Source organism: Hyphomonas sp. (assembly GCF_017792385.1).
Classification (GTDB): domain Bacteria; phylum Pseudomonadota; class Alphaproteobacteria; order Caulobacterales; family Hyphomonadaceae; genus Hyphomonas.
Window position 1 is genome coordinate 2,233,083 of record NZ_CP051230.1, and the last position, 26,332, is coordinate 2,259,414.

At 57.2% G+C, this 26,332-nt stretch carries 17 protein-coding genes; 13 read left to right on the forward strand and 4 right to left on the reverse strand.

The genetic code is table 11. From position 1 onward, the window contains the following. The 3 genes from HF955_RS11105 to HF955_RS11115 all read left to right on the forward strand — a co-directional run bounded on the left by HF955_RS11105 (position 1) and on the right by HF955_RS11115 (position 8,358). Entirely contained in the window at positions 1-3,621 is a 3,621-nt protein-coding gene (locus HF955_RS11105) for an SdrD B-like domain-containing protein (protein WP_291075196.1), read from the forward strand. A 251-nt stretch (positions 3,622-3,872) separates the two neighbouring features. Further along, positions 3,873-7,940, forward strand: coding sequence for a hypothetical protein (locus HF955_RS11110; protein WP_291075197.1), 4,068 nt, complete (start codon positions 3,873-3,875; stop codon positions 7,938-7,940). 97 nt (positions 7,941-8,037) lie between these two features. Next, a complete protein-coding gene (locus HF955_RS11115; protein ID WP_291075198.1) occupies positions 8,038-8,358 on the forward strand; it encodes a hypothetical protein in 321 nt (106 codons plus the stop codon). A 205-nt stretch (positions 8,359-8,563) separates the two neighbouring features. Here HF955_RS11115 and HF955_RS11120 read toward each other — a convergent pair whose 3' ends face one another. Then, the gene (locus tag HF955_RS11120; protein WP_291075199.1) at positions 8,564-9,457 is read right to left on the reverse strand and encodes a hypothetical protein; all 894 of its coding nucleotides are present in this window, start codon (positions 9,455-9,457) and stop codon (positions 8,564-8,566) included. Positions 9,458-9,493: 36 nt separating this feature from the next. Between HF955_RS11120 and HF955_RS11125 the strand changes: the two genes are divergently transcribed. The 9 genes from HF955_RS11125 (at position 9,494) to HF955_RS11165 (ending at position 22,687) form a co-directional block, all read left to right on the forward strand. Next, a protein-coding gene (locus tag HF955_RS11125) for an IS3 family transposase (RefSeq protein ID WP_291075200.1) occupies positions 9,494-10,674 on the forward strand; the annotation gives its coding sequence in 2 pieces (ribosomal slippage) (positions 9,494-9,743 and positions 9,743-10,674; 1,182 coding nt in all). Positions 10,675-11,542: 868 nt separating this feature from the next. Next, entirely contained in the window at positions 11,543-12,988 is a 1,446-nt protein-coding gene (locus HF955_RS11130) for a tyrosine-type recombinase/integrase (RefSeq protein ID WP_291075201.1), read from the forward strand. An 88-nt stretch (positions 12,989-13,076) separates the two neighbouring features. Continuing rightward, complete coding sequence (locus HF955_RS11135) at positions 13,077-14,630, forward strand: class I SAM-dependent DNA methyltransferase (RefSeq protein WP_291075202.1); 1,554 nt, start codon at positions 13,077-13,079, stop codon at positions 14,628-14,630. Continuing rightward, a complete protein-coding gene (locus HF955_RS11140; RefSeq protein ID WP_291075203.1) occupies positions 14,630-15,847 on the forward strand; it encodes a restriction endonuclease subunit S in 1,218 nt (405 codons plus the stop codon). The genes HF955_RS11135 and HF955_RS11140 overlap by 1 nt, the downstream gene beginning before the upstream one ends. A 5-nt stretch (positions 15,848-15,852) precedes the next feature. Next, a complete protein-coding gene (locus HF955_RS11145) occupies positions 15,853-16,578 on the forward strand; it encodes a CBS domain-containing protein (RefSeq protein WP_291075204.1) in 726 nt (241 codons plus the stop codon). After that, entirely contained in the window at positions 16,575-17,309 is a 735-nt protein-coding gene (locus tag HF955_RS11150; RefSeq protein ID WP_291075205.1) for an HNH endonuclease signature motif containing protein, read from the forward strand. Before HF955_RS11145 ends, HF955_RS11150 begins: the two co-directional genes overlap by 4 nt. Beyond that, positions 17,306-20,476, forward strand: a complete 3,171-nt coding sequence (locus tag HF955_RS11155; protein WP_291075206.1) for a type I restriction endonuclease subunit R — start codon at positions 17,306-17,308, stop codon at positions 20,474-20,476. Before HF955_RS11150 ends, HF955_RS11155 begins: the two co-directional genes overlap by 4 nt. Positions 20,477-20,667: 191 nt before the next feature. Then, positions 20,668-21,978, forward strand: a complete 1,311-nt coding sequence (locus tag HF955_RS11160; RefSeq protein ID WP_291075207.1) for a hypothetical protein — start codon at positions 20,668-20,670, stop codon at positions 21,976-21,978. Positions 21,979-22,207: 229 nt separating this feature from the next. Then, positions 22,208-22,687 carry a hypothetical protein gene (locus tag HF955_RS11165; RefSeq protein ID WP_291075208.1) on the forward strand — a complete coding sequence of 160 codons (480 nt, stop codon included), beginning with the start codon at positions 22,208-22,210 and terminating at the stop codon, positions 22,685-22,687. 104 nt (positions 22,688-22,791) lie between these two features. Here the strand turns inward: HF955_RS11165 and HF955_RS11170 are convergent, their stop codons facing one another. Then, a complete protein-coding gene (locus HF955_RS11170) occupies positions 22,792-23,349 on the reverse strand; it encodes a recombinase family protein (RefSeq protein ID WP_291075209.1) in 558 nt (185 codons plus the stop codon). 235 nt (positions 23,350-23,584) lie between these two features. Here HF955_RS11170 and HF955_RS11175 point away from each other — a divergent pair, with 235 nt between their 5' ends. After that, positions 23,585-24,253, forward strand: coding sequence for a hypothetical protein (locus tag HF955_RS11175; protein WP_291075210.1), 669 nt, complete (start codon positions 23,585-23,587; stop codon positions 24,251-24,253). 135 nt (positions 24,254-24,388) lie between these two features. Here the strand turns inward: HF955_RS11175 and HF955_RS11180 are convergent, their stop codons facing one another. Continuing rightward, on the reverse strand, positions 24,389-25,042 hold the full coding sequence (locus HF955_RS11180; RefSeq protein ID WP_291075211.1) for a hypothetical protein: 654 nt from the start codon (positions 25,040-25,042) through the stop codon (positions 24,389-24,391). Positions 25,043-25,312: 270 nt separating this feature from the next. Next, positions 25,313-26,326 (reverse strand): AraC family transcriptional regulator, encoded by a 1,014-nt coding sequence (locus HF955_RS11185; RefSeq protein ID WP_291075212.1) that lies wholly within the window; start codon positions 26,324-26,326, stop codon positions 25,313-25,315. Positions 26,327-26,332 lie beyond the last annotated feature (6 nt).

Consider the following 26,332-nt stretch of genomic DNA (forward strand, 5'->3'; position numbering starts at 1 on the left):
GTGCCGGCCGGAACACCGGCGGGACCCTATTCGGTCAATTACGAGATCTGTGAGGTCTTGAACCCGACCAATTGTGACACTTCAGCCGATGTCGCCCTCCTCATTACCGCTTCTGTGATCGAGGCCAATGATGATGATTTCACCCCCGGCCCGATCAATGGCGCGGATGGTGGAAGCACGGCATCTGTCCTGGCGGATGACACGCTGAACGGCGTTGTCCTGACCCCAGCGGATATTACACTGACGACGGTTTCGGGCGATAGCGAGCTGACGCTTGATCCGGTCAGCGGAGTGATCAGTGTTGCGCCGGGGACGCCAGCGGGAACGTATACGCTGACCTACCAGATCTGCGAAAACCTCAACCCGGCCAATTGCGATAGTGCTCTTGCAACAGTTGTGGTGACGCCTCCGGCCATTGTCGCCAATGACAATGACTTTACGTCCAGCCCGATCAATGGCGCGGATGGCGGTGCGACGGCGAGTGTTTATCCCGATGACACCCTTAATGGTTCGGCCTTTGCCGATACAGCGGTCACCCCGTCAATCACTGCCGATGGCGGCCTGACCGGTGCCAGCATCAACCCGGACGGCACGCTGTCGGTTCCTGCGGCAACGCCAGCGGGCACCTATACTGTGGGCTATCAAATCTGTGAGGTTCTGAACCCGGCCAATTGTGACCCGGCAACCGCGACGGTTGTGATCAACCCGCCTGCCATTGTCGCCAATGATGACGATTTCACCCCTGCCCCGATCAATGGCGCGGAGGGTGGAAGCACGGCGTCTGTCCTGGTGGATGACACGCTGAACGGCGTTGTCCTGACCCCAGCGGATATTACACTGACGACGGTTTCAGGCGATAGCGAGCTGACGCTTGATCCGGTCAACGGTGTGATCAGTGTTGCGCCAGGGACGCCAGCGGGACCCTATACGCTGACCTATCAGATCTGCGAAAACCTCAACCCGGCCAATTGCGATATCGCCATTGCCACCGTCAGCGTCGAGGCAGCGCCCATTGCCGCGAATGATGATGACTATACAGCAACGCCGCTCAACGGATCGGATGGGGGCACCCTGCCGAGCGTCTTTGCCGACGACACGCTGAACGCAGCGAGTTTTGCCGATACTGACGTTACCGCCAGCCTCACCGCTGATGGGGGTCTGACCGGGGCGGTTCTGAACCCGGATGGAACGCTCACGGTCCCGGCGGGCACGCCAGCGGGCACCTATACGCTGACCTATCAGATCTGCGAGGTTCTCAACCCAACCAATTGTGACACAGCCGCTGTGACGGTTGTCGTCGAGGCGGCCCCGATCGTCGCCAATGACGACGATTATACCGCAACGCCGGTCAACGGCGCCGATGGGGCAACCCTGCCAGGTGTCCTGACCAATGACACGCTTAACGGCGCTGCGGTTTCACCGTCTGATATACAGCTGACCCTGACCGATGCGGATGGGCTGAACGGGGCTGCGATTGCCGCTGATGGCACGCTGACCGTCCCTGCCGATACGCCGGCCGGAACCTATCAGCTGGTCTATCAGATCTGTGAGGTTCTGAACCCGGCCAATTGCGACAGCGCGGTTGCAACGGTTCTGGTCGAAGCGGCCCCGATCGTGGCCAATGACAATGATTACAGTGCAACGCCCGTGAACGGCGCAGACGGGGCCACACTGCCTTCGGTCTTTGACAATGACACGCTGAACGGAGCGGGTGTGACCCCGGCGGACGTGACGGCGTCCATAACCGATACAGACGGTTTGACGGGCGCTGTGATCAATCCTGACGGCACGATCACGGTCCCAGCAGGATCCATCGCCGGAACCTATACGCTGACCTATGAAATCTGTGAGGTTCTGAACCCGTCCAATTGCGATACAGCCGCGATCACGATCACGATCGTGACGGATGCGAGCCTTGCCGGAACGGTGTTCCTGGACGCCAATGCCGATGATACGCTGCAGAGTGCAGAAACCCGTATGCCCGGCTATATCGTTCAGCTTCGCTCTGGCGGCGTCGTGATTGCCACGATGACGACCGGCGCCGATGGCAGCTATGCCTTCACCGGCCTTGACCCGGACCTGACCTATGAGGTCGTGTTCATTGAAGCCGCGTCAGGTACTGTGGTTGACATCATTGACGGCATCGATCTGCAGCCAGGTGAAGACCGCACAGGCCTCGATGAGCCTGTGGCCCCGAGCGGAACCGTCTATGATGTGGCAACGAACCAGCCTGTGGTGGGCGGAACCGTGACGGTTGTGGATGAGGCCGGAACGCCGCTTCCTGTTGCCTGTTTCGCGGATCCAAGTCAGCAGGACCAGGTCACCGGACCGGAAGGCTATTACTTCTTTGATCTGGTAGCGGGCGGCGATGCAGCTTGCCCGGCCTCGGGCGGCACGTACCGGATTGCGGTGACGCTGCCCAACGGACTAGCCGGCGTGTTTGCGGCAGCCCCGCTGGACGTGAATGAAGGCGCGCTTGAAACAGGCGTGTGTCTGAATGACGCCCTGGCCGGACCGGTCTGTGAGGTTTCAGCCAGCCCGCTGCGCCCGGATGCCAGCCAGCTTGCGCCCTTCTATGCCCGCTTCGCAATCCGTGCAGGCGATCCGGAATTTGCCAACAACCATATTCCGGTCAATTCCGCGATCAGTCAGGCGCCTTTGACCGCGACCAAGCGGGCCCTGTCGGCCAATGCCTCTGTCGGGTCGGTTGTTGTCTACACGATTACTGTGGCCAATGAATTCGATGTGCCTCAGATCGGTGTTGATATTGTCGACCAACTGCCCGCTGGTCTGGTCTTCATCGCCGGTTCTGGCCGGGTGAATGGCGACCCTGTCGAGCCGCTGGTCGATGGCCGGATGCTGACCTGGCAGGCCCAGACGGTTCCGGCGCGCGGCGCGGTCGAGATAACGCTTGGTGTTGCGGTTGGCTCTGGCGTCACAGTTGGCGAGTATGTCAACACAGCCTATGCCGACAATGGGGTTCAGGATGTCATCCTATCCAACATTGCCGAGGCGACCATTCGCATCACGCCGGATGAAGTGTTCGACTGTTCTGAAGTGCTGGGCAAGGTCTTTGAAGACACCAACCGCAACGGTATTCAGGATGAGGGCGAGCGCGGCCTGCCGGGTGTGCGTCTGGCGACCGTCAAGGGCCTGCTGGTCACGACCGATGAGTTTGGCCGCTATCACATTGCCTGTGCAGCCACACCGAAAGCGGGCATCGGATCAAACTTCATCCTGAAACTGGATGAGCGGACCCTGCCGACCGGCTTCGATGTGACAACGGAAAACCCGCGCGTGATCCGCCTGACACAAGGTAAGATGTCCCAGCTGGATTTCGGGGTCGGTGCGCTTCGTCCGGTCGAGTTCCAACTACGCCCGGATGCCTTCCTTGAGGGCCGGGACGAGCTGGCCCCCGATGCGGCAGCCGATCTTGTCAGCCTGGTTGAGGTGTTGATGGAGGAACGGTCAATCCTCTCGATCACCTATATCGGTGCCGGTGAGGGGTCTGCACGCCTTGCCCGGGTGAAGGCCGAGCTGGAAGCGCTCTGGTCCGAGCAGGATGCGCCCTATGAGCTAATCATTGAGACAGAGGTGGTCAGTTCCCGCCAGAACCCTTGACCAGTTTCCCTTTGTCTCAGTGATCAGAAAGCCCCGGTGACGTCCAGTTGCCGGGGTTTTTTTTAGCGGTTCCGCACGTTTGGACGTCGACCTTGCGCCGCAGAGGTTAACGCCGCTTAACACCTGTATCTACTGCAATTTCTGGCGGGATAGATGAAATTTCATCGATCTTTCGAACGTGAAATTGACCCTGACCTGTCATCTTCCACTCAAACCGAGGGTTCTGGCGAATCTAAACTTGGGTATGTGCGATGAGTGGTAAATTTGGATCTGGAACAGCGCTGGCAGGCGTGCTCCTTTCGAGCGTAGCAGCGGCCCAGTTCGCCCATGCGATGGAGCCAGCCACAAACACAACTGGCCCGTCATCAGTTTACACGCTGCCTGAAGTTTTAAGCAATGGACAGATCGGCCTGCCCAGCCGAACCCTGAATGTCGCCCTGGTCGGCGGCGGACAGAGCGTTTCCGGGGGCGAGAGCGCAGAGTTTCTGACCTTCTGGAACTATGACCGGGCTATCTCTTTCAGCTCCGTTCGGGTGTTCGATGCGGCGGACAAGAGCCTCAGCAATCCGGTGGCAGACCTCGCCTTTACCAAGGAAAAAGGCGCGCGCTGGACCATGCCCAAGACGGGCAACGGCGCCTATGTCTATGTCCTGCGGGTCTATGACGAGACCGGCATGTATGACGAAACCCGGCCAAAGCCGCTGACCCGTGGCGCGGCGGTTAGCGATGAACGCGTTGCGGCGCAGACCCTGGAAACGGTCAAGACACGCGACAACACCTCTGTGCGCAATATCCGGGTACAGCCCGTTTACCGCCCGAAACCAGAACCGGTCGCCAAGCCGCAACCTGTTGTAAAACCAGCAGCTCCAGTCGTCGCGGTAAAGCCTGCGCCGGTCAAAGCTGCACCGGTCGCGCAAAAGTCCGAGGCGCCGAGCCGGATCCTGGTTGGGAAATCCTACTGGCAAAGCGCGGCCAACAGCCAGAAAGCCGAACGCGAAAGCGATGATCTTCTGCGCCAATCGGATATTCAGGTCAGTTTTGACGGCCTCGAAACCCAGCCTTTGTTGAATGTCGGCCTGTCGACTGGACAGACGTCCGCTGTGCCGGGCTCAACCGTCAGCTTCAGCACCTATTGGAATTATGATCACTGGGTCGACCGCGCGCAGATCGAAGTGTTTGACGCCGAGGATACCTTCATCACCGCGCCGATTGCAACGCTGCCGGTTGACCCTGAGACCGGGCGGGCCGACTGGACGGTTCCGGCGTATCGCAAGACCAACAGCTACACCTATGTCCTGAAAGTGTTCGACACCTCCGGGCGGTTTGACGAGACCAATCGCAAGCATATTGCCATGGTCAACAAGGTCGAGGCCCTGGACCTTGCGCCCAATGCGGCAGCGCCGATCTATGGCGAAGATGCCACGGCGCTTCGCAACATTCAAATCAAGGGCGGGGCTGTCACCGTGTCCGGCAAAGGCTTTGAGGGCGAGAAACTGGGCAGCCTACGGGTCATGGGCCGACCGGTCCTGGCGGATCCTGAGGGCGATTTTGCGGTGCAGCAGATCCTGCCGCCGGGCCGCCACGACGTTCAGGTGCGCTATGAGCAGCCTGATGGGACGATCATCAAGACCACCAAGAGCGCGGAAATCCCAGAAAGCGAAATGTTCTTTGTCGCGCTGGGCGATCTGACGATTGGCACCCGGTCCAGCGAAGGCCGGGCGCTTCTGGAAGCCAGCGGCGCCGAGTTTGAGGAAAACTACGTCACCGGACGCGGCGCCTTTTACCTTAAAGGCAAGATCAAAGGCCGCTATCTGCTGACCGCTTCTATGGATACGACCGAAGAGGATATCGACAGCCTGTTCTCCAATCTGTCGAACAAGGACCCCCAGTCGATCCTGCGCCGGATTGACCCAGACCGGTATTACCCGGTCTATGGCGACAACTCGACCTATGTTGAGGATGCGCCGACGCAGGGCCGGTTCTATGTCCGGCTTGAGGACGGCGATGATCACATTGTCTGGGGCAACTTCTTCACCAATGTCACCGACACCGAATTTGCCCAGATTGACCGCGGCCTCTATGGCGCGAAAGCCGAATACAACTCGGACGCTGTAACACCGGATGGTCAGCGCAAGCTGACAGCAACACTCTTTGCCGCCGATCCGGGCACGATTCCGGGCCGGCAGGAGTTCCGGGCCACAGGCGGATCGGTCTATTTCCTTGAAAATCAGGATGTGACCATAGGCTCAGAGCGTCTGCGCATTGAGGTCCGGGATCAAGATTCAGGGCTGGTGCTTGAGACACGGGAACTGCGCCCCTTTGTCGATTATGAAATCGATTACATTCAGGGCCGTGTGATGCTGTCCTCGCCTTTGTCCTCGACCGAGATCGGGACGCAGGTGGTCCGCGATGGCACCTTGTCAGGCTCAAGCGTCTATCTGGTTGCACGCTATGAATATACCCAAGCCTTTGCCGACATTGAGGGCTACACAACGGGTGGCCGGGTCGAAACCTGGGCCAGCAATGATGTGCGCTTTGGTCTGACGGCTCAGAGCGAGGAAACCGGCGAGGCTGACCAGACTTTGGTCGCCGCCGACGTCCTGATCAAGAAAAGCGATACGACCTATCTCAAGGGCGAGCTTGCCCAGACCGAAGGCGCTGCCTTTGATGAACGCGCCTCTCTGGATGGCGGCTTTACGTTCAATCCTCTGTCTTCGGGCGCATTGGCCGGAGAGGCAGCAACCGCCTGGCGCCTTGAGGGTGCCGTAAACGCGGCTGATTTTGGGGATCCAAGCCGGCCGACGCGGGCCTATGGCTATTATGAACAGCTTGAGGATGGTTTCTCTGCGCCCGGCCGTTTGACGCGCGGAGATACGACCCGCTTTGGTGCGGCCTTCGACACGCGCTTTGGCGAACGCACCGATGTGACGCTGAAATATGATTCTGTCGGAATCACAGGCGTCCTCGATGAGGACACGATGGCCGGTGACATCCGTATCGGGCTGACCGATCACTGGCAGCTTGGCGCAGGTCTGCGCCATAATGACCTTTCTGGCCCATTGGCGCTGCAGCAGGGCGACCGGACCGATACCGGGCTTGAGCTGCGCTATACCGTCAATGAGGCGCTGTCCTATTACGGTTTCGGTCAGATCACGCTGGATGCCGGTCCGGGCCGTGAGGAGCTCAACCGGGCTGGTTTCGGTCTTGAGGCGCGCATCCTGGACGCCTTCCAGATCAAGGGCGAGCTGTCTGAAGGGGATGGCGGGCTTGGCGCGCTGGCCGGTGTGACCTGGCAACGGGCCGATGGCGAGGAGTATTATCTCAACTACACCCTCGATGCGGACCGTACCGAGCCGGGCATAGATGGCACCGCATTCCTTGCAAACACAGAGAATAATCTGACCGTGGGCGGGCGTCGCCGCTTCTCCGATACGGTCAGCGTCTATGGTGAGGAACGCGCGAGCTTTGGCGACCGGGCTGGTCTGACCCATGCCTATGGTATCGACTATATCTGGGACGAGCGCTGGACCTTTGGTGCCTCATTCGAGGTCGGCGACCTTGAAGAACGCGGCCAGCGCGTTGAGCGCGAAGCCTATACGGTCACCTCCGGCTATAGTGATGAGACGCTGAATTTCGGCGCGGCGTTTGAGTGGCGCACAGATGAGCAGGGCGCAGACAAGCGCGACACCTGGCTGTTCCGCTCAAATCTCGGCATCAAAGTGTCACCGGACTGGACGGCCATCCTCAAATACAACAAGGCAGAAAGCAATTTCTCTGGCGGCGCGTTCTTTGATGGCGACTTTACCGAAGCCCAGATCGCCGGTGCCTATCGCCCGACCGAGAATGACCGGCTGAACGCCCTGATCCGCTACACCTATTTCGAGGACCTGCCCTCCTCGCAGCAGATCTCGAATACCGGACAGAGTGCGCTGCCGGCGCAAAAGTCGAATATCTTCAGCGCGGATGCGAACTATCGACTGACCAATTGGCTGACACTGGGCGGCAAGGTCGGCCTGCGTCAGGGCGAGGTCAGCCTCTCACGCACCGATGAGGATTTTGTCGAAAACAGTGCGAGCCTCTTTGTCTTGCGGGCTGACGTGCATGTCGTAAAAAAATGGGATGCGCTGCTTGAGGCCCGCATGCTGGAGGTGGATGCCGCCAATGATAGCAAAGCCGGGGTTCTGGCCGCGCTTTACCGCCATGTCGGCGACAATGCGAAAGTGGGTCTGGGGTACAACTTCACCGACTTCTCCGACGATCTGACTGATCTCTCCTTTGATGATGAAGGCCTGTTCCTGAACATCGTTGCCAAATTCTAGCGACGCTCTGGCCCTGCCTTCACAGGCAGGGCTGGAAATTGACCCGGTTGGACCACCTCGATGGGGCAGATCAGCCTCGATCCGCGATATCCCTCTGGTGGGCGTCTCACTTGAAGCGATGAAGCGCGCGCCGAAGGGCTTCCCGCACTACCGCGACCGCAGCGACCTTCTCTCTCAATCCCTGATGACCACTTTCCGCAATCGCGGCCTGTTCCCGACGGAAAACCACGTCATCTACTCGTTCCGCCATTCCTTCGAGAAGCGCATGCTGGAAGCCGGGCTCGACTACGGCCTGCGCTGCCTCCTCATGGGCCACGCCACAAGCCGCCCGGCCTATGGTGACGGCGGCTCAATGACGTATCGGCGCGACGAGCTTCTCAAGATCGCACACCCAGTGCCGGAGGGGTTGTTCGGGTAGACACGCGGCCAAGTCAGTGGGGATTTTCAAGCAACATGCATAAGTGCTTGCAACGACTTGGATTGGCCCGCTCGTGCCGGTTACTGGCGCTCACCAAGACGTCAGCTTGATCCCAGAAGCGGACGTTAGAAGCGCACCGGACAACCCCGACCCTAGGAAGGTTTGAGTTGTGGGGAGCGACGGAGAAGTCTCAGCCTTAGGAAAATCAATCACTCGGACTATTGAGCTGTGGTGCAGCCAAACGCTCTCTCTCTTCTCTAAGTAACTCCACTTTCTCGCGTTCTAGCTGCGCTATTCTTTTCTCTTCGGCAGCCTGCTCTTCAAGTGACAAAGCTCTTTTGTCGCCGCGCTCTGCTCGTTTTTGAGATTCCTCTATATCCGCATTCAGCTTAGCGAGCTGTTTTTCCGCATCTTTGCGCTTTTGCTCCTCCATGGCTGCCGCATTTCGTGCCATTTGCTCTGCAGCCTTTTTTTCCTGCAGCTCTTTTTTGCGCCGCGCAGCGTCCGCCTTTTGAATTTTGCGCTTGCGTGCCTGTTCAGACAAAGACGCTTTGGTAGCGCGGTAGATCCGTGGTGCTTGAAGCAGCAAACTTATAAGTCCGACAAAGAGACCCGCTCCGATAAATACTAATCCTATGGTGATCACATTATCCGTAATCCAGAGCATAAATGAGTTAATCAAAGCGAATGCTTTTGGAGCCGAGCCACCCGCAAACACAATCGTATGAAACAAAACGAGAGCTATCAGAACCGCGATCACCAGGGCGATCGCATAGACCAACAATGTCAAAAGTCCTCGTGCTGCATAGCGAGCGAGTACTTGTAGCGCTAGAAGTGGCAGAACGGGCAACGTGTCGATGAATCCATCTCTAGCTCTCCCCCGCCAATCCGCGGGTTGATCGACAATTTTCATATCCGGATCGCTAGCCTGAACGGTGCGAATATCTGGTGGATCAAATTGCCCAAGACTGCGTTGTAGTAGAGGGATCAAGTTGGTTCTGATGTTTGAAACCGATTGGGAGACTATGTTGCCCATAAAAGTCAGAACGATGGAAAGGGTGATCGTTACGCCTGACCCAGCCCCCTGAATTCCGGCCATGATTTTGCAGACTCTCTCGATTAGAGAGGATGACACATGCGCAAGAGCAGATTCACAGACGAGCAGATCATCGCGATGATCCGGGAGCACGAGAGCGGCGTGAAGACGGCAGACATCTGTCGCAAGTACGGGCTGTCGGATGCGACCTTCTACAAGCTGAAGGCCAAATTTGGCGGGATGACGGTGTCGGACGCCCAGCGGCTGCGGACGCTGGAGTCGGAGAACAGCAAGCTGAAGCGCCTGTTGGCCGAAGCGATGCTCGACAATGCTGCGCTGAAGGATCTTGCCTCAAAAAACTTCTGACGCCCGATGTCAAACGCAAGGCCGTGCAGCACCTAATGGCGGTGCATGAGCTGAGCGAACGTCGGGCCTGCAAGCTGGCTGAGCTGGATCGATCAACGTTCCAATATGAGAAACAGGCGGGCGATGACGCGGCCATGCGGGAGCGTCTGCGAGCGCTGGCTGCGGCACGCCGCCGGTTCGGTTACCGCCGGCTGGGGATACTGCTCGACCGGGAGGGGCTGGGCGCCAACCACAAGAAGATCTTCCGGATCTACCAGGAGGAGGGTCTCGCCGTGAAGCGCCGGCGCGGCCGCAAGCGCGCGGTCGGCACCCGCAGCCCGATGCACCTTCCCGAGGGACCGAACCAGAGATGGAGCCTCGACTTCGTCTCCGATGCCCTGAGTGATGGCAGGCGGTTCAGGACGCTCTGCGTGGTCGATGACTTTACACGCGAGGCCCTGGCGACGGTTGTCGATGTCTCGCTGTCGGGCATCCGCGTCGCCCGGGAGCTCTCGCGGCTGATCGACCAGCGCGGTCGTCCTCAGATGATCGTCTCTGACAACGGCACGGAGCTGACCAGTCACGCAATCCTGAAATGGGTCAAGGAGGCCCGGATCGAATGGCACTACATTGCGCCCGGAAAGCCAACGCAGAATGCGTTTGTGGAATCATTCAATGGCCGGCTGCGGGACGAATGTCTCAACGAGCACCTGTTCGACCGTCTCAGCGAGGCTCGCAGCATTATCGAAGCCTGGCGGATCGATTACAATACCGTCCGCCCTCATACATCCCTCGGCGGCCTCGCTCCGGCGAGGTTCGCTGATAATGTCAGGCGAGCCCGGCCCGCTTCGCCTGAGCTACGCAAGAGCTCCGCTCAGCGGGCCTTGACCACCACCACCCAACCAGAAAGAAAGGCGAACGGAGTCTCCAAATAAACGGCCCGGATCAGGGGGCTGGGTCAGGACTGAGATCAAATTTCCATATTTGACGGTGCCATCGTGGTGGAAGGACGGATCTATATTGTCCTTTCTGCTGTTAAGATCTCAGAACGGGGCGATGAATTTGGCAGCGCCCGCATCCCTGCATCGTATGACGGCAGAAGAGAAAAGCGAGTGGTCGTCCGAGCGATCAAGGGCAAGCCGCGTTGGGCGCTGGATTGAAACCACGCTCTGGTCAGCGGTGATGCTTGTCTTCTCAGCAGCGAGCACAGTAACGTGGCCGGTCCGGCTGTTGGCGGGTAAAACAATTGGAAAGCTCGCCAGAGATACAATAGGCGGAGCTTTTCAGTTGGGTATCCTATACCTCGTACACGACCTTGTTGTTGCCGCAAACACTGCGAAGTTTAGCTCAAGGTTCGCGATGGGTCATAGGAGATTTATCGCGATTATGACGCTGTCTCTTGCCGCAGCTTTCCTCGCGGCTATGGCGTTTCTATTCGTCAACGGATCTTTCTCTCCAACGTCGCCTAGCGAGCCCTAGTAGGCATTGTGGCGTTGCTTATTCCGCGCGATATCCAATTTGGTAGAAGCGAACACGATTGCAGTTTTTCACGAAACAGACTAATTCCTTATGTATAAACGATAATATCAGGACTCCAACCCGTATAGCCCGTCGAAAATATGGTACGGCGTATGGTACTTTTGGGTACCATACTTTGAAAAAATCCAAATTATTTCAAAGGCTATTTAGTTAAGTCGAGTCCTCTTCTGGGCACCAGAAAATCTAGCTTTACGCTTTGTTTTTATTTGGTTTTCCAAGGTACATGTCGCCCCTCAAGTACAAAGTGAGGTACAAAGCGACGACATGGGAATTGTCTTGAAGAACCTGAAGCTTCTTCCGAATGGCAAGTATCAGTTCCGGCGCGTCTGGCCCGCAGACGTGCGCTTGGCGGTGCCAGAGTTAGGACGCGAGTTAAAGCGGACATTTGCTGACGGGCTGGCGAGGGATAGCGCCATCGTACAGGCCGTTGCACTTAATCGCGAGTTTGACGCGACCGTTGAGAAAGTCAGAGGGAATGGGGGAGAGCTTCCAGCGTGGGAGCTTCAGCCGCTCGTTCAGACTTGGTTCGACAACCAGGCGCGTGACCTGACATCAATCGTTCGTCAGTCAGTAGGCTACGACAGGGATCACAATGAGATCCTGGTGGAAGAGACAGCTGCTGAACTTGAGATCGAACGTATCATCCGCAACGCTGAGAAGCGCTCTGGGAATGACTATGATGGCAATCCGGGTAACCTAACGCTCGAAGAGGAAATGAAGATAACCTTGTTGAACGGCGGTCGACTGGTCCCTCCACCGCTCACGATCCAGCAGGCATACGAACTCTATACTGCCAAGAAAAATGATGGGCGCGTAGACCGGTATGCGCGATCGGCGGTCAACCAGTTCATTGAGTTCAGTGGGAATGTGCCCATAGGGACGATAAGAAGTTCGCAGGTCATGGATTGGCTTGACTATCTGGTGAAGGATCGAGGGCACGTTTACGAGACGGTCAAGAAGCGACTTGGGGCATTGAAGGCAATCGTGAACTTCGCGAAACGTCGAGATGCGTTCAGGGGTGAAAACCCTTTTGTCGGACACAAGGTCCCTGATGCCGCGAAAGCTCCGAAGGACCGTTTGCCATTCCATCATACGCACCTAGCCGCCATCGATCATCATCTGGCAACCAGCCGCGTGCGGGATGAGACGCGGTGGGTCATCCAACTGCTCAAGTACACGGGGTGCCGTCCAAGCGAGATCGGCGGGCTCAAGGCCGAGGATCTGTCGCTTGATGGAGATGTGCCGTTTGCCCTTGTGCGATGGAGCGAGGATCGCCGATTGAAGACACGCGATAGCGAGCGTCGGGTGCCACTCCTGGGTCCTGCTCTGGATGCGGCAAGGGCCGCGTGCGCACGACACGCGACTGGTTGGCTGTTCCCCAAGCTCGCCCCTACAAGCAACCGCGTCAACGACAACCAGGCGCTTTCTGCGCGTATCAACAAGGTTATCCGCAAGGCTGGCGTGCCCGCCTCTCCGCAGCTGGTGTGCTACAGCTTTCGCCACACAATGGCCGCTGCTCTGGATCAAACTCCAGACCTTGCGCATGCTGTGCGTGAGCGCGTGTTGGGCCGTCAGAGAGCGCAATATGGGGCTCGGGAGCTACCCATTCAGGAATCTGTCGACGCGCTTACAAGGGCTATCCCGCTTCTCGGAAAGGTGGACGAGGTTCTCTATGGGCCGGAACTGCTCGCGATCTGCAAGGAAGACTGAAGATAGTCTTCATTTCGAGCGGGTGGTTTTCACCTTAACGTAACCTGATCAGCACTCTAAAGTACCTCGAATCAAGGAGTAGACCACTATGGTAGATGCGGACGTCAAAAGCCGGTTGTGGGAAGTCGCCAACAATCTGTGGGCAAATACGGGCCTGCGTCCTGCGCAATTCTCCGTCCCTGTGCTTGGGCTTATCTTCCTTCGCTATGCCGAGAAGCTGTTCGCGGCGCTTGAAGAAGAGATTGGCCCGGTCGGCTCTGGCGGGCGACGGGTTGTCACCAAGGAAGACTACAAGGCACGCAAGGCGATCTACCTGCCGGGCACGGCGCGCTGGCAGTTCCTGTCCGACCTGCCGGAAGATGCCAATCTGGGCCAGTACCTCAACGATGCCATGCGCGCGATCGAGGAAGAGAACGAAGATCTCGCCGGTGCCTTGCCGCGCACCTTCACGGACATCCCGAATGAGGTACTGGTCGGCATCATGCGGTCACTCGCCCCGGTGCAGCTCTCGGGCGACGCGTTCGGCAAGGTCTATGAATACTTCCTCGGCAAGTTCGCCATGGCCGAGGGGCAGAAGGGTGGCGTCTTCTTTACGCCAGAAAGCATTGTTGACCTGATCGTGGAGATCATCGAGCCGTTCAAGGGCCGCATCTTTGACCCGACTTGCGGCTCTGGCGGCATGTTCGTGCACTCGGCGCAGTTTGCAGGGCGCGCGAAAGAGGGCGGACGTGTGGTCGTCTACGGTGTCGAGAAAGACGGCGTAACGGTGAACCTCAACAAGATGAACCTCGCCACGCATGGTCTGACGGGCGACATTCGCAACGCAAACTCTTTCTACAATGCTCACGCTGACCTGTTCCCCGACGTGGCGGCGGCTGGCGGGTTCGACTTCGTCATGGCCAATCCGCCATTCAACGTCTCGGGTGTGGACAAGGAACGCCTGGCTGATGATCCGCGCTTTCCCTTCGGCCTACCGAGCAACGACAATGCCAACTACATCTTTATACAGATGTTCCATTCGGCGCTGAATCAGACAGGGCGTGCGGGCTTCGTTATGGCGAACTCCGCCGGTGATGCGCGAGGGACGGAGGCGGCAATACGGCAGAAACTGATCGAGACCGGCGATGTCGATGTCATCGTCTCTGTCGGGCCGAACATGTTCCTGACGGTGACACTGCCTTGCACGCTCTGGTTCTTTGATCGGGCGAAGTCGAAGACAGACCGCAAGGATCAGGTGCTGTTCCTGGATGCGCGGAAGCTGTTTGAGCAGGTGACGCGGGCGCATCGCCGATTCACGGAGCAACAGATAGAGTGTCTCGCCAGCATTGTCCGCCTGTGGCGTGGCGAGGATCTATTCCATGAGCATGACTCGGCGATTATGCTTGCGGAGTACGGTCTCAGCGATGGCTATGTAGACGTGCCGGGCCTCTGCAAGGCGGCGAACCGGGCCGAGATTGAGGCGCAGGGCTGGTCTCTCAATCCCGGGCGCTATGTTGGCGCAGCGGCGGCTGAAGATGATGGCGTGGATTTTGCCACCCGCATGGCTGAGCTGATGGAGGAGTTCGAGACACTGACAGGTGAGGCCCGTGAACTGGAAGCGTTGATAACGGAGAATGCTGCTGATGTAATGGGGCGGGTTTGATGGGTTGGGTTGAAAAACAAACAACTATCGGCGAACTGGAACAATTGGGTGCGATCTTGGCGATACAAGATGGGAACCATGGCAACGATCACCCTAAAGCAACCGAGTACGTAGAGCGTGGGATTCCTTTCATCATGGCGAGCGATGTTTGCCATGATACGATCAACCTAGAGGGTGCAAAGAAGTTACCGTTTGAGCGAACTGAAAAGTTGCGAGTTGGTTTTGCGCTTCCGGGAGACGTGCTGTTAACGCACAAAGGCAGCGTTGGTCGCGTAGCAATCGTCCCCGATGTGGATCCCTACATAATGCTTACCCCTCAGGTAACCTATTATCGGGTCAATAGTGCGATTTTGGACAGAGGGTTTCTGTCGCACTCATTTCGCTCTCCCCAATTTCAGGCTCAGCTTGATTCGGACTCAGCCCAGTCTACTCGAGCTTATATAGGTATTACTGCACAGCGAAAGTTGAGAATTCCGTTCCCACCCCTCCCCATCCAGCGGCGGATTGCGGGGATTTTGTCGGCTTATGATGACCTGATCGAGGTCAACATGCGCCGCATCAAGGCCCTCGAAGAAATGTCCCGCCGTACCTATGAAGAATGGTTCGGCAAACCCGGAGATATCCCGACCGCGAAGCTCGCCGAATTAGCCGAATTGGTTATGGGTCAATCGCCCAAATCAGACTTCTATAATGCTCGCGGTGACGGAATGCCATTTCATCAAGGCGTTTCGAACTTCGGAGAGTTCTATCCAACTCACAAGCTATTCAGCACAGTAGGAAATCGTGAAGCCAAGAAGGGTGACATTCTTTTTAGCGTGCGAGCACCTGTCGGGCGAATAAACGTCGCCCCATCAAGCATGATAGTAGGTCGTGGCCTCGCCGCCATAAGGAGCAAAAACGGGCGACAAGCGTTCTTATTGAGCGCATTGAAGCATGAGTTTAGTGAAGAAGACAAAATCGGAAACGGCGCGATATTCAAAGCCGTTACCAAGTCAGACATGCAAAACATTGAACTTCCAAACCCACCGGATGCAGAACTGCTAACTGCTGAGCCCATCTTCGCAAGTTATTGGGGGCAGGTTGGAAACTTGGTCAATCAGAATACCAACCTCCGTACCCAGCGCGACCTGCTGCTGCCGAGACTCGTCTCCGGCGCCATTGATGTGTCGGAGGCTGAAGCCATCCTGCCCGAAACCGCAGAGGTCCCAGCCGAATGAGTAGGGTGAATGAACGGTTTATCCGGGTTTTTGAAGGGCTATCGGAACTGGTCAATGCGCGGGCCGGCCGCCCAAGAAGCCACGCGTTTGAACTCGACGCAGCGTGCAACCGAAACAAGGGAATCCAGAAGTACAGATCCGTTCTTCAATACATGCGTGACGTTCGGAACACGCTGCAACACCCAAGGCACAAAGCGTCTGGCCCGGCTGTGCTGGTGTCCGAACCCTTCGTCGCAGAGCTGGAAACCCTGCTACAAAAGCTTTCTCGGTCATCGACCGCCAAGGATGTTGGCGTAGCGAAGAAGGACATCCGCGTCGGAAGGCCGGAGGAGACGCTTGGCAGTCTGGCAGATCTGATGCGCGAGAAGGGCTTTAGCCACTTGCCAATTCTTGGACAGAGTGACGAAGTGGTAGGCGTCTTTAATGAGGCTTCGGTCTTTGCGCACCTTTGGCGTGAAGGTGAGACGATTGTTGGTCGCGATATGCGCCTTTCAGACATCATGGAAGATTGTCTGATTGAGAGTTCCCGCACGGAGACATTCCAGTTTGTCCGCCCCGGTACGCCGTTGCGCGAGCTGCAGTCGATATTTCTGTCACTTCATACGCCCTTCTCGCGGGTTGGGGCAGTCTTCGTCACGGCTTCAGGTCGTCAGCATGAGCCACTTCAGAGATTGATTACTCCATGGGATATCTTGGCCCTCGAGAATGACGCCAAGGGGGGTGGAAAATGACCAAAACCTACAGGACGCAGATTTTGCGGGGTGGGTTGAACCCCAAGAATTACTATTTGCCCGTACCAAAACGAATGCGGGACGAGTTACCCAATTCCGTCTTCGGCGGAGATGGTCCAGCCAACGTGGCGGATGACGTGATCACTCTTCGAGTTCGCGGTCAGGATTTTGAGACTGATATACCGAAGAAGCATCCAACGCGCTTCAAGAGCAGATCTGTGGCGCGTGAGATCATCGATTTGCTGAAGTTGGAAGCGGGCGACTTTCTGCTCTTTGAGAATGTGGGACACTTAGCTTACGATGTTAAGAAAGAGAGCCCGGGCGGCGCCCCGGGGTCCGGTTCCGAAACTGAGAGAAAACGGAAAACGACAGAAGAACGTGCCCGGCGGTTGGCGAGCATACTTGCGCGGCCACAGCAGGCAAAATTCAGGCAATCTGTCGCCGCCAGAGATGGTTGGATCTGTGCGATTACCGAATGTGTCGAACAGTCGGCCCTAGAAGCGGCGCACCTGCATTCGGTGGCTGATGGTGGAAACGACGATGTCGCCAATGGCATGATGCTACGTGCGGATATCCATCGTCTCTTTGATGCCGATCTGCTGACAATTGATCCGACAACTGGGGAAGTCGCCCTCTCGCCTGATGTGAAAGACGACGACTACAGAGAGCTTGCGGGTGTCATTGTCTCAACGGGAGCAGACCTAAGCAATCTTAAGGCACGTTACGAATGACCGAATGGGACGGCACCTATAGCACGCCGCCCCAGAATCGGCGCGGCCAGTTTGACGAGGACACCGCTGTTAAGCAGCCAGTTCTCTACCTAATGGGGGCGCTTGGCTGGGAAGAGCAGGCCTGTCTGCAGGATGAGTGGACGGATGGCGCGTCCAGCGAAGGCCGCCGCGCCGATACTGAGCCGATCCTAGTCCCGCGCCTGCGCGCCGCGCTCACCGCTTTGAACCCTGGCCTGCCTGAACGCGCCATTGAGCGGGCCATTGACGCCCTCACCGAAGACCGCCGCGCCATGCCGCCGCAAGAGGCCGCACGGGCCTTCCACAAGCTGCTCCGCGACGGGGTGAAGGTGGAACTTCGAAACGATGCAGGCGCTTCCGATACAAAGACCGTGCGCGTCATCGACTGGCGTGAGCCACGCGCAAACCATTTCTTCCTTGCTGACGAATACTGGGTGGGTGGCGGCCTCATGCGCTCACGTCTAGATATTGTTGGCTTCGTCAATGGCATTCCGCTTTTGATGATGGAACTGAAAGCGCCAGACGTTGCGGTGAAACATGCCTTTGACGACAATCTCCGTCATTATCTTTCCAACATACCGCAATTCTTCACGCCGAACGGTATCACTGTCCTAACCAACGGCGGCGACACGCGGCTTGGTTCACCCTTCGCGCCGTGGGAACACTTCTTTGACTGGAAGAAGGTGGCTGATGAGAAGGAGAAAGGCGTTGTCAGCCTGGAGCAGGTTTTGCGTGGGACGTGCACGCCGGAGCGCCTGCTCGATCTCATCGAGAACTACACGGTGTTTGAGGAAACGCGACATGGGCTGATCAAGAAGGTTGCCAAGAACCACCAGTATCTTGGCGTGGAGAATGCGGTCGAAGCAGTACAGGCGCTGGAGGCTGGTGAGCACAAGCTCGGCGTGTTCTGGCATACGCAAGGCTCGGGCAAGTCTCTGTCCATGGTGTATTTTGCCGGCAAAGTGTTGCGTAAGCTTCCGGGCGGTTGGACCTTTGTGGTCGTCACTGACCGACAGGAGCTCGACCGGCAAATCTACAAGACGTTCGCGGCGACCGGGCTTGCCACAGAGAAAGAGGCGCATGCGGAGAGCATTGCCGATTTGCGGCAGTTGCTGGCCGAGGATCACCGTTTTGTCTTTACGCTGATTCACAAGTTCCAGACGCGCGATGGGGCAGAGCATCCGATTTTGTCAGAGCGTGAGAACATCATTGTTATCGTCGATGAAGCGCATCGCAGCCAGTACGATACAATGGCAATGAATATGCGCAAGGCGCTACCCAACGCGGCTTTCATTGCGTTCACGGGGACACCCCTGTTGGCGGGCGAGGAGTTCACGTATGAAGTCTTCGGTGATCCAGTATCGGTCTATAATTTCACGCAGTCGATCGAAGATGGTGCGACCGTTCCGCTATACTACGAGAACCGCATTCCTGAGTTGCAGCTAGACGAAGACGTATTCAACGAAGGACTGTCCGGCATTCTGGAACGGGCAGAGCTTGATGAGGAACAAGAGAGGGAACTCGAGAAGAGGTTCGCGAAGGAATATCACCTCATCACACGGCCCGATCGCCTGCGCAAAGTCGCGGCTGACTTAGTCGAGCATTTCCTGGGCCGGGGCCATAAGGGCAAGGCCATGATGGTCTGCATCGACAAGGCGACAGCGGTGCGTACTTTTGACTATGTTCAGGAGCTCTGGGCTGAGCGGTTGTACGATCTGCGCGAGAAGGCGGCTCTAGCAACCGGCGATGATCTGGCCCAGCTGCAAGCTGAGGTCTCCTACATGGAGGCAACCGACATGGCCGTCGTTGTCTCTGCCGCGCAAAACGAAGCTGCCGACTTGGCCGAGAAGGGTGTCGATATCGTTCCACATCGCAAACGCATGTTGAACGAAGATCTAGACGAGAAATTCAAGAATCCGGATGATCCGCTTCGACTCGTCTTCGTCTGCGCGATGTGGATCACTGGCTTCGATGCCCCGTCAATATCGACGGTCTACCTCGACAAGCCGATGAAAAACCACACGCTTATGCAGACCATCGCGCGAGCGAACCGGAAAGCAGTGGGCAAGGAAGCGGGTCTGATCGTCGACTACATTGGGGTGTTTCGGAACCTTCAGAAGGCACTTGCTATCTATGGGCAACCTACCGGCGGTGGCGGGTCGCCCATCAAGGACAAGGCGGCTCTGGTTGACCACCTTAGGGTTCTGGTCGAGGAGGCGCGTGCGTTCTGTACGAACCATGGCGCTAAGCTCGATGCGGTCTTGATGTCATCACCAGGTTCAATGGAAAGACTCGCAGCGCTGCAATCTTGCTTCGAGGCACTCGTGTCACCCGACGATATACGCAAGAATTTCCTCCGCAATGCGCAGACCGTGAGCAGGGTGTACAAAGCTATTCTGCCGGATGAGCGGGCGGCCGAGTTCGCGCCGGAAGCCGTTTTACTTTCTACCTTGGCAAAGCGCATTCGGGATGAGATCGAAGGTCCAGACGTCTCTGCAGTTCTGAATGAAGTGGAGGCCTTGCTCGACCACACAATTTCGGCTGAGGACTACCGAATGGCCGGGGCTTCTGGACAGCGTCTGGTGAACTTGTCCGAAGTCGACTTCGAAGCTCTCCAAGAGGAATTCAACACCGGTAAGAAGAAGACGGCAGCTGAACGCTTGAAAGCGCTTTTGGAAACCAAGGTGCGAGAGATGGCGAGGGTTAATCAAAGCCGTGCGGACCTGTTGCTCAAACTGCAAACGCTCATAGAGCGGTACAACTCAGGCAGCCAAAACATTGATTCATGGTTTGAGGACCTCAAGGCATTTCTTGCTGACGTTCAGCAAGAGGAAAAGCGAGGTTTGAGAGAAGGATTGTCTGAGGATGAGTTGGCGATGTTCGACATCCTGACGAACCCGGAGCCTGAGCTTACGGAGAAAGAGCGAGACCAGGTCAAACGCGCCAGCAAAGAGTTACTCCAGAAGCTGAAGGCGCAGAAACTCGTGTTGGATTGGTGGAAACGTCAAGAGACTCGCTCGGAGGTTAGAAGGTTCATCACGGATCTGCTCGATTCCAGATTACCCGAAGAGCCCTTCGATCGGAGAATCTTCGAGGACAAGTGCGCTCGAGCGTATGAGCATGTGTGTACGCAGTACGGGGCTCACTAGGTCGGACGGCGGCGACTCAGCTACCGAGCGCTCTCCTTAACCGGCTTATAAGGTGTCCCCCTCCTACCCCCTCTATGGAAGACTAGGAGCCTACTCTGTGGATACACCATGGGTGTATGGTCTTTGTTGTTGACCATTGCTTAGTCCACACCAAGGTAGTTCTTATCGTTCCACTCAGAGTCAAACTACACATGGCAACCCAAGAGGCGACAAGGCAGTGGGACCCTTCCACCGTTGCGCTAACTACAAACACCAAAGTACTCGTAGCCGAAGCCGTTGAAGCTCAGTTCCAGGCTAGGGTGAGCCGCCAAGCGAGCATAGGGAAGGTGGCGCGTCGAGCTATAGGCGAGAGGGCGTCGAAGGAGTACAGAACAGTTGAGGCGCTGGTGTTGGACACACTCGCTCATAGCCTCTCCGGGATGCCTGAACACCTCGTGATCAAGCTCGACAACAATTGGCTCTCCGCAGGTCCGGAAGGAGCCTTAGCGCGCAATCGAACTGTCATAGATCGCTTATATGACCTTGAAGAGGCTGGATGGCTTCGTGCGAACAGGTCCGCGAGGATAAACAATAAGTACATGACAGTGTTGAGTGTGGGGCGGGAGTTGGGAGCAGCTTGCGAACGCTTAGGGATCAAGTTGAATGAGGTCGGAGTGGAGCCGACTTTGCCGGTACTAGAGCTTCGTGGGTACAAGCCGAAGGGAGCGGAGGCTCGACGACCTATTCTCAAGTTCGAGCCCACGGCGTGCACAGAGAAGGTGCTTCTAAGCTTGGGGGAACTTAATGACTGTCTTCGGGCGGCCGACCTTCAGAGCAAACAACTGGGGCCTGCGGTCATCGATGTCCGACGTCGAAGTGTCTCACGTGCCTTTCTGGATGGCTCCTTTGAACGGGGTGGCCGGCTTACCGGTCCAGCATTTTGGTTAAGTTTACGGAAGGTCATTCGGCGAGAAGCGCTGTGCATAGATGGGGAGGCAATTGCCGAAGTGGACATTGGGGCTGCAATGCCATCAATCGCGTACGCCCTTGAGGGTGTTCGACCTACAAAAGATCCTTACTCGATAGCGGATTACGACGACATACCTCGTGACGCCATTAAGGTCGCCATGATGCAGATGCTGTGGAAGCCCATCAAAAGTGGGACCAATTTGGCGGATGGGGCGCGGGCTCTTGTGCCTAAGGAATACACGGCTGGCCAAGTGTTTGAAGCAATCAGGCAACACAACAAGCCAATCGCTCATCGATTAGGTGCCCGAGAGCCCTGCGGTGCAGAGCTGATGTGGCATGAGAGCGAGATCATCATCGAGGCAACCCTCAGATGCTTCTATGCAGGCTTTGCCGCTCTCCCTCTGCACGACGCGTTGCTGACTGCTTGCAGTCGCGCACAGGAAGCCTCAGGTATCCTCAGCGAGGTTTTCCAAGACCGCCTTGGTATTGAGCCTGCGATAAAAGTGCAATCATTTGCATCCCATGCACATGGCGAGGTGGTGCATGCCCGGTAAGCTCGATGTCAGCAAGCGAGCTGAACGGCCAGACGGAATGTACTCCTATTGCAGAGTGGTCGGGTGTTCTCATCCTACCAGAGCAGGCACAACCAAGGGCCTTGATAGGCGCTTCTGTCGACGTCACGCAGATCACTATAGTCGGCACGGCAGCCCCTACAAACGTTCGTATGCCGCGGAAGCTCTAACGCCCTACCGGAAGATCGTTCAAGGGTGGCTTAGGGAACACATGAATGACTTCTGGGTGGCAAATGCCGTCGAACGCGTGAATGGCTTGTACGCTCAGGCAGGTCCATTTGAGGAGGCCTTTCGGCTCGCTGGCCTGCCGCCCAAGGAACGTGCCAGGAAAGCATGGGCGCGCTTCCGCGATGCCGGTGTGGCTCCGGAGCGGGTGGTCCAGAGCTGGTTGGTGGTTGAACTCGCGGTTCGCTTGGATCCGCAACCCGATGGCGATCGTGAGTTTAAGCGAGTTCAGGGTGCGAAGCTGATTCATCGGCTGGCCTCTGGGTCTCACAAGAGGTGGGAACGAGAGGCGATGCTGAAGCCTGGGGCCGTACCCAAGATTATCGTCACGGAGCTCCACAAGTATCCTCACAGCCGTGGTAAGGTACTTCGCTACATCGGCGCGGACATGGAGGACGCCTGCGGCCTGGTAGTGTCATCTCACTTGCCGGGGCTTCTGAGTGCCGCGAACCACGAAGACACCTAAGTCGACGTCCCTAGGCACCACAGACGTGTCTACCCGATCGGTTGCACAGATCGCGCGGGGTAGAGGGACCACCGGGCAAACCTAGTGGCCCTCAAGGTCCGAACTTAGTCGTTTGGAGCGCTGGCCTTGATCCGTTGTACGCTTGAACGGCTGATGCCCAACTCCATCGCTGTCTGTGCCTCTGTCATTCCAGATGCGAGCAATTCCCTCACTTGGTGCGCCTTTGCGCGGGCTGTGGGTTTTCTCCCCTTATACTTGCCCGCAGACTTCGCCTTGAGGATGCCTTCCCGTTGACGTTCGAGCATGATCTCTCGTTCGAACTCTGCCACAGAGCCAAGTACCCCCAGCATGAGACGCCCGGTAGCGTTAGACGTATCCAGGGACATGTCCAATATCCGTAGCGATGCCTCCTTAGACTGGACTGTGTCGACGATCGCCATCAGATCGCGGATAGAGCGAGCCAAACGGTCCAACTTGGTCACCATCAGGGTGTCCCCATCGCGAAGGTAATCGAGCGCGTGTGTGAGTTGGGCGCGACTCCCCTTCGCTGACACCTGTTCCTTGAAGACCTTCTCAGCGCCTGCGGTGGACAAGTCGCGGACCTGAGCCTCAAGGCCTGCCTCCTGATCCGTGGTGGACGTACGCGCATAACCGATGATCATCTGACATCTCCAAGCATCAATAGGGGCAGGCCCTATGATTCATCGAGCTTCAAAAGTCAAATTAGGGTCTTGTGACGCTGAACTCGGGGAGTGCTCAGTGGCTTCACTAGGGCATGGTCTATTGAGGCAAGAGAGGTATTTGTTTGTTTTGTATTGGGTTTTATCCCTCCCTTGTAATTGTGGTTCCTTGATCTTAGCTGTATCCGCCCCGCAACAATTGGAGAAGTCATAACGTATGACTGTACTTCCGTTTGGATACCAACCATTGGGTTGGAAGGAAGATTTGAGTTGCCAAGATTACTTTAGTCATATGACGACACAGCTGGAGCGACTGTCCGTTAGAGCTCCGTACGACCTACGCCAATTCCAAGATGCTTGGCACAGCTTGGCTGAGACCTTTGATCGACGTCCGGCCATCTTCACGTTCATCGAGTCGGCGACGGAAACAGAGAAGACCCTCGTTACCGCAGAGCCATCTGGTGGCGACTCAGAGGTCAACGTCCACTCTCAGGTCAATCAGGTGGGAAACCTGGTAGTGAACTGGCAGCCAAACGTTTCCTCAGCGAAGAGATTCGATCTTCGGGCTGATTTCGCGGAGACAATCGGTGGCAGACGCCCCTTGAATGAACTGCTCTGGATCAGGGGTATGCGAGACTTGAGGTTTCCCGTCGACGGCAAGAGATTGCACGGGAGCACGAGAAAGCCTGTCTCCGACGAGTGTCTGGTCAGCGACATGGTGTGCTGCATCAAGAAGCAGATCAACGAGTTGCTGCGACAGGTGTCGTCTGCATGTACGCTCAAAGTCTACTCCAGTTTGGAGCTGACGCTAGAGAGTAAAACTCTGTCTCGGTCCGGAGTTGTCATCGAGGCTATGGTGGTCGACTGGGCGATCGCACGCACGTGACTTGAGCGGGGGGAGGGGGGGAAGCCACACGCGACTTCGCTATTAAGGGTGCACGAACTTTTGTCCCAAAATTCACTTTGAATAGTTGGTAACCGGTTCTGCCCTCTCCCATCCTGTCTTCGCACTCAGCTGAGATCACTTATCCTGCTTGTCTCCTGAAGTGAAACGACGTCCTAAAGCAATGCGTTGAACCTCATCATCATATGGATCAAGATATCTCCACTCCACGCCGAGCTCGGTGCACAACGCGCGGAGGTCATTCGAGGTAGTCTGAGTAATGCGTTCCTTGGGATCGGGTGCGGTATCAATGACTAGCATGATGGGCGTGAAGTTGTAGCCTCGAACTCTAGCTTCCTCTTGGTGAGCGCTCAGCTTTGCGATGTCACCCGCGATCTCCGAGTAGGTCAATCGTCTGTTTGCTCTCTCCGAAGCTTTGACTTCTATGGCCAGAAGCATGTGCTTCATCGTGTGATCAGCTCGCCGTCGTCGCCAATCTCCTCCTACGTTTGGAGAGAAAATCACAATGTCCGGTATTGGCTCGAAGCCCCCGCGAAATGACTCATTCTTCGATTGATCTAGCCTTTTGAAGAGATCAGACGTGACGTTTGGTATCCACTGCTTCACGTTCATGCCGAGTTGATCAACAGGGACTCGACCGGCGCAACGGAGAGCATGATAGATCATTGCCTGATAGTGAAGTTCTGAGCCCAATACGCTTCGGCATTCACGGCAGATCAGCGGCCATGCATCGTGCACGGCTTCGAGGGCGGCTGCGGTATCATTGATCATGCGGTCACCATTGCTAATTGTAACAAGCTCACCCAATGATGGCGAAGATGTGAGTCCTCGTTTGGGAATCCAATCGGGAAGTCGGCTCCAGGTACAAAAATCAAGGAGTTTGCGTTTGTACTGGTAGCGCTTGCCCTTTGTAACACCAAGAATTATAATGACTTTTTTGGGTGATTATTCGAGAGGGCGTTCCTCTTCTGGCACCAATTCTTTCGGTCGGCCGTCCTTTTGGGGGCGGCTTTTTTGTTGGGGGCGCTTGGGTTTAAGGGCTCAGGGGCTGGCGGCTGTGTCGCGATAGGTGCCCGGGGTCTGGCCGGCCCAGCGCTTGAAGGCGCGGGTGAAGGCGCTCTGTTCCGAAAATCCTGTCAGGAACGCCACTTCGGCGATGGAATAGCTCGTATCGGCCAGGAAGCGCTCGGCGGTCTCGCGCCGCGCCTGGTCCACCAGGGCCTGGAAAGTCAGCCCCTGGTCCGACAGGCGCCGCTGCAGCGTGCGCGCGCTCATGCCGAGATCCGAGGCGACCTGCGCGAGCGACGGAATGCCGTCGGTCAGCACATCGGCAATCTGCAGCACGACCTGCCGGTCCAGTTGCCGGTCGCCGCCCTCGCGCGGCAGCATGCCGTCTGCCTGCGCGCTCAGGAACCGCCAGATGCTCTCGTCGCCGACCAGATTCGGCTTGTCCAGCCGTTCGGCCGGGATGATCAGCGCATCAATGTCGGCCCCGAATTTGATCGGGCAGCGAAAATGGGCCTGCAGCAGCTCCAGCGATCCGGCCGGTTCCGGATGGCAGAACTGGACCGCGCCAGGCTTCGAATTCGGTCCGGTCGCTTCCCGGCAGAGTGTGACATAGGTCGCCAGCGCGCCCTCGCTCGACAGGTCGAGGCCGAGGCGCGGTGTGTCCGGCCGGCGATGGGTCCACCAGAATGTGTCGCCCTTGTCATACAGTTTGAAGGTCGAGGCCGTATTGTAGGCGCGCGCATGACGGTCCATCCGCAGGAAGGAATGGCGCAGCGTCGGCGCGGATTTCCATGCCAGGCCGACCGCGCCGAAATCGGTGCAGGTGGCCGACATGCTGACGCCGAGCAGGAAGCGGATGTCCGGCTTCTCGATCTCGGCAATGGTTTCCAGCAGGCTGTAATAATTGGCGGCGCTGATCATGGCAGGCGCCGGGCCGGCTGCAGGCGAGGGGTCGATCCCTGCCACGCGGCACATCATGCCCCGGTCCAGCCGGTCGCTGAGTCGGTCTATGATCTTCAACACGAATACGGTTGAAACTGTTGCCATCTCCCT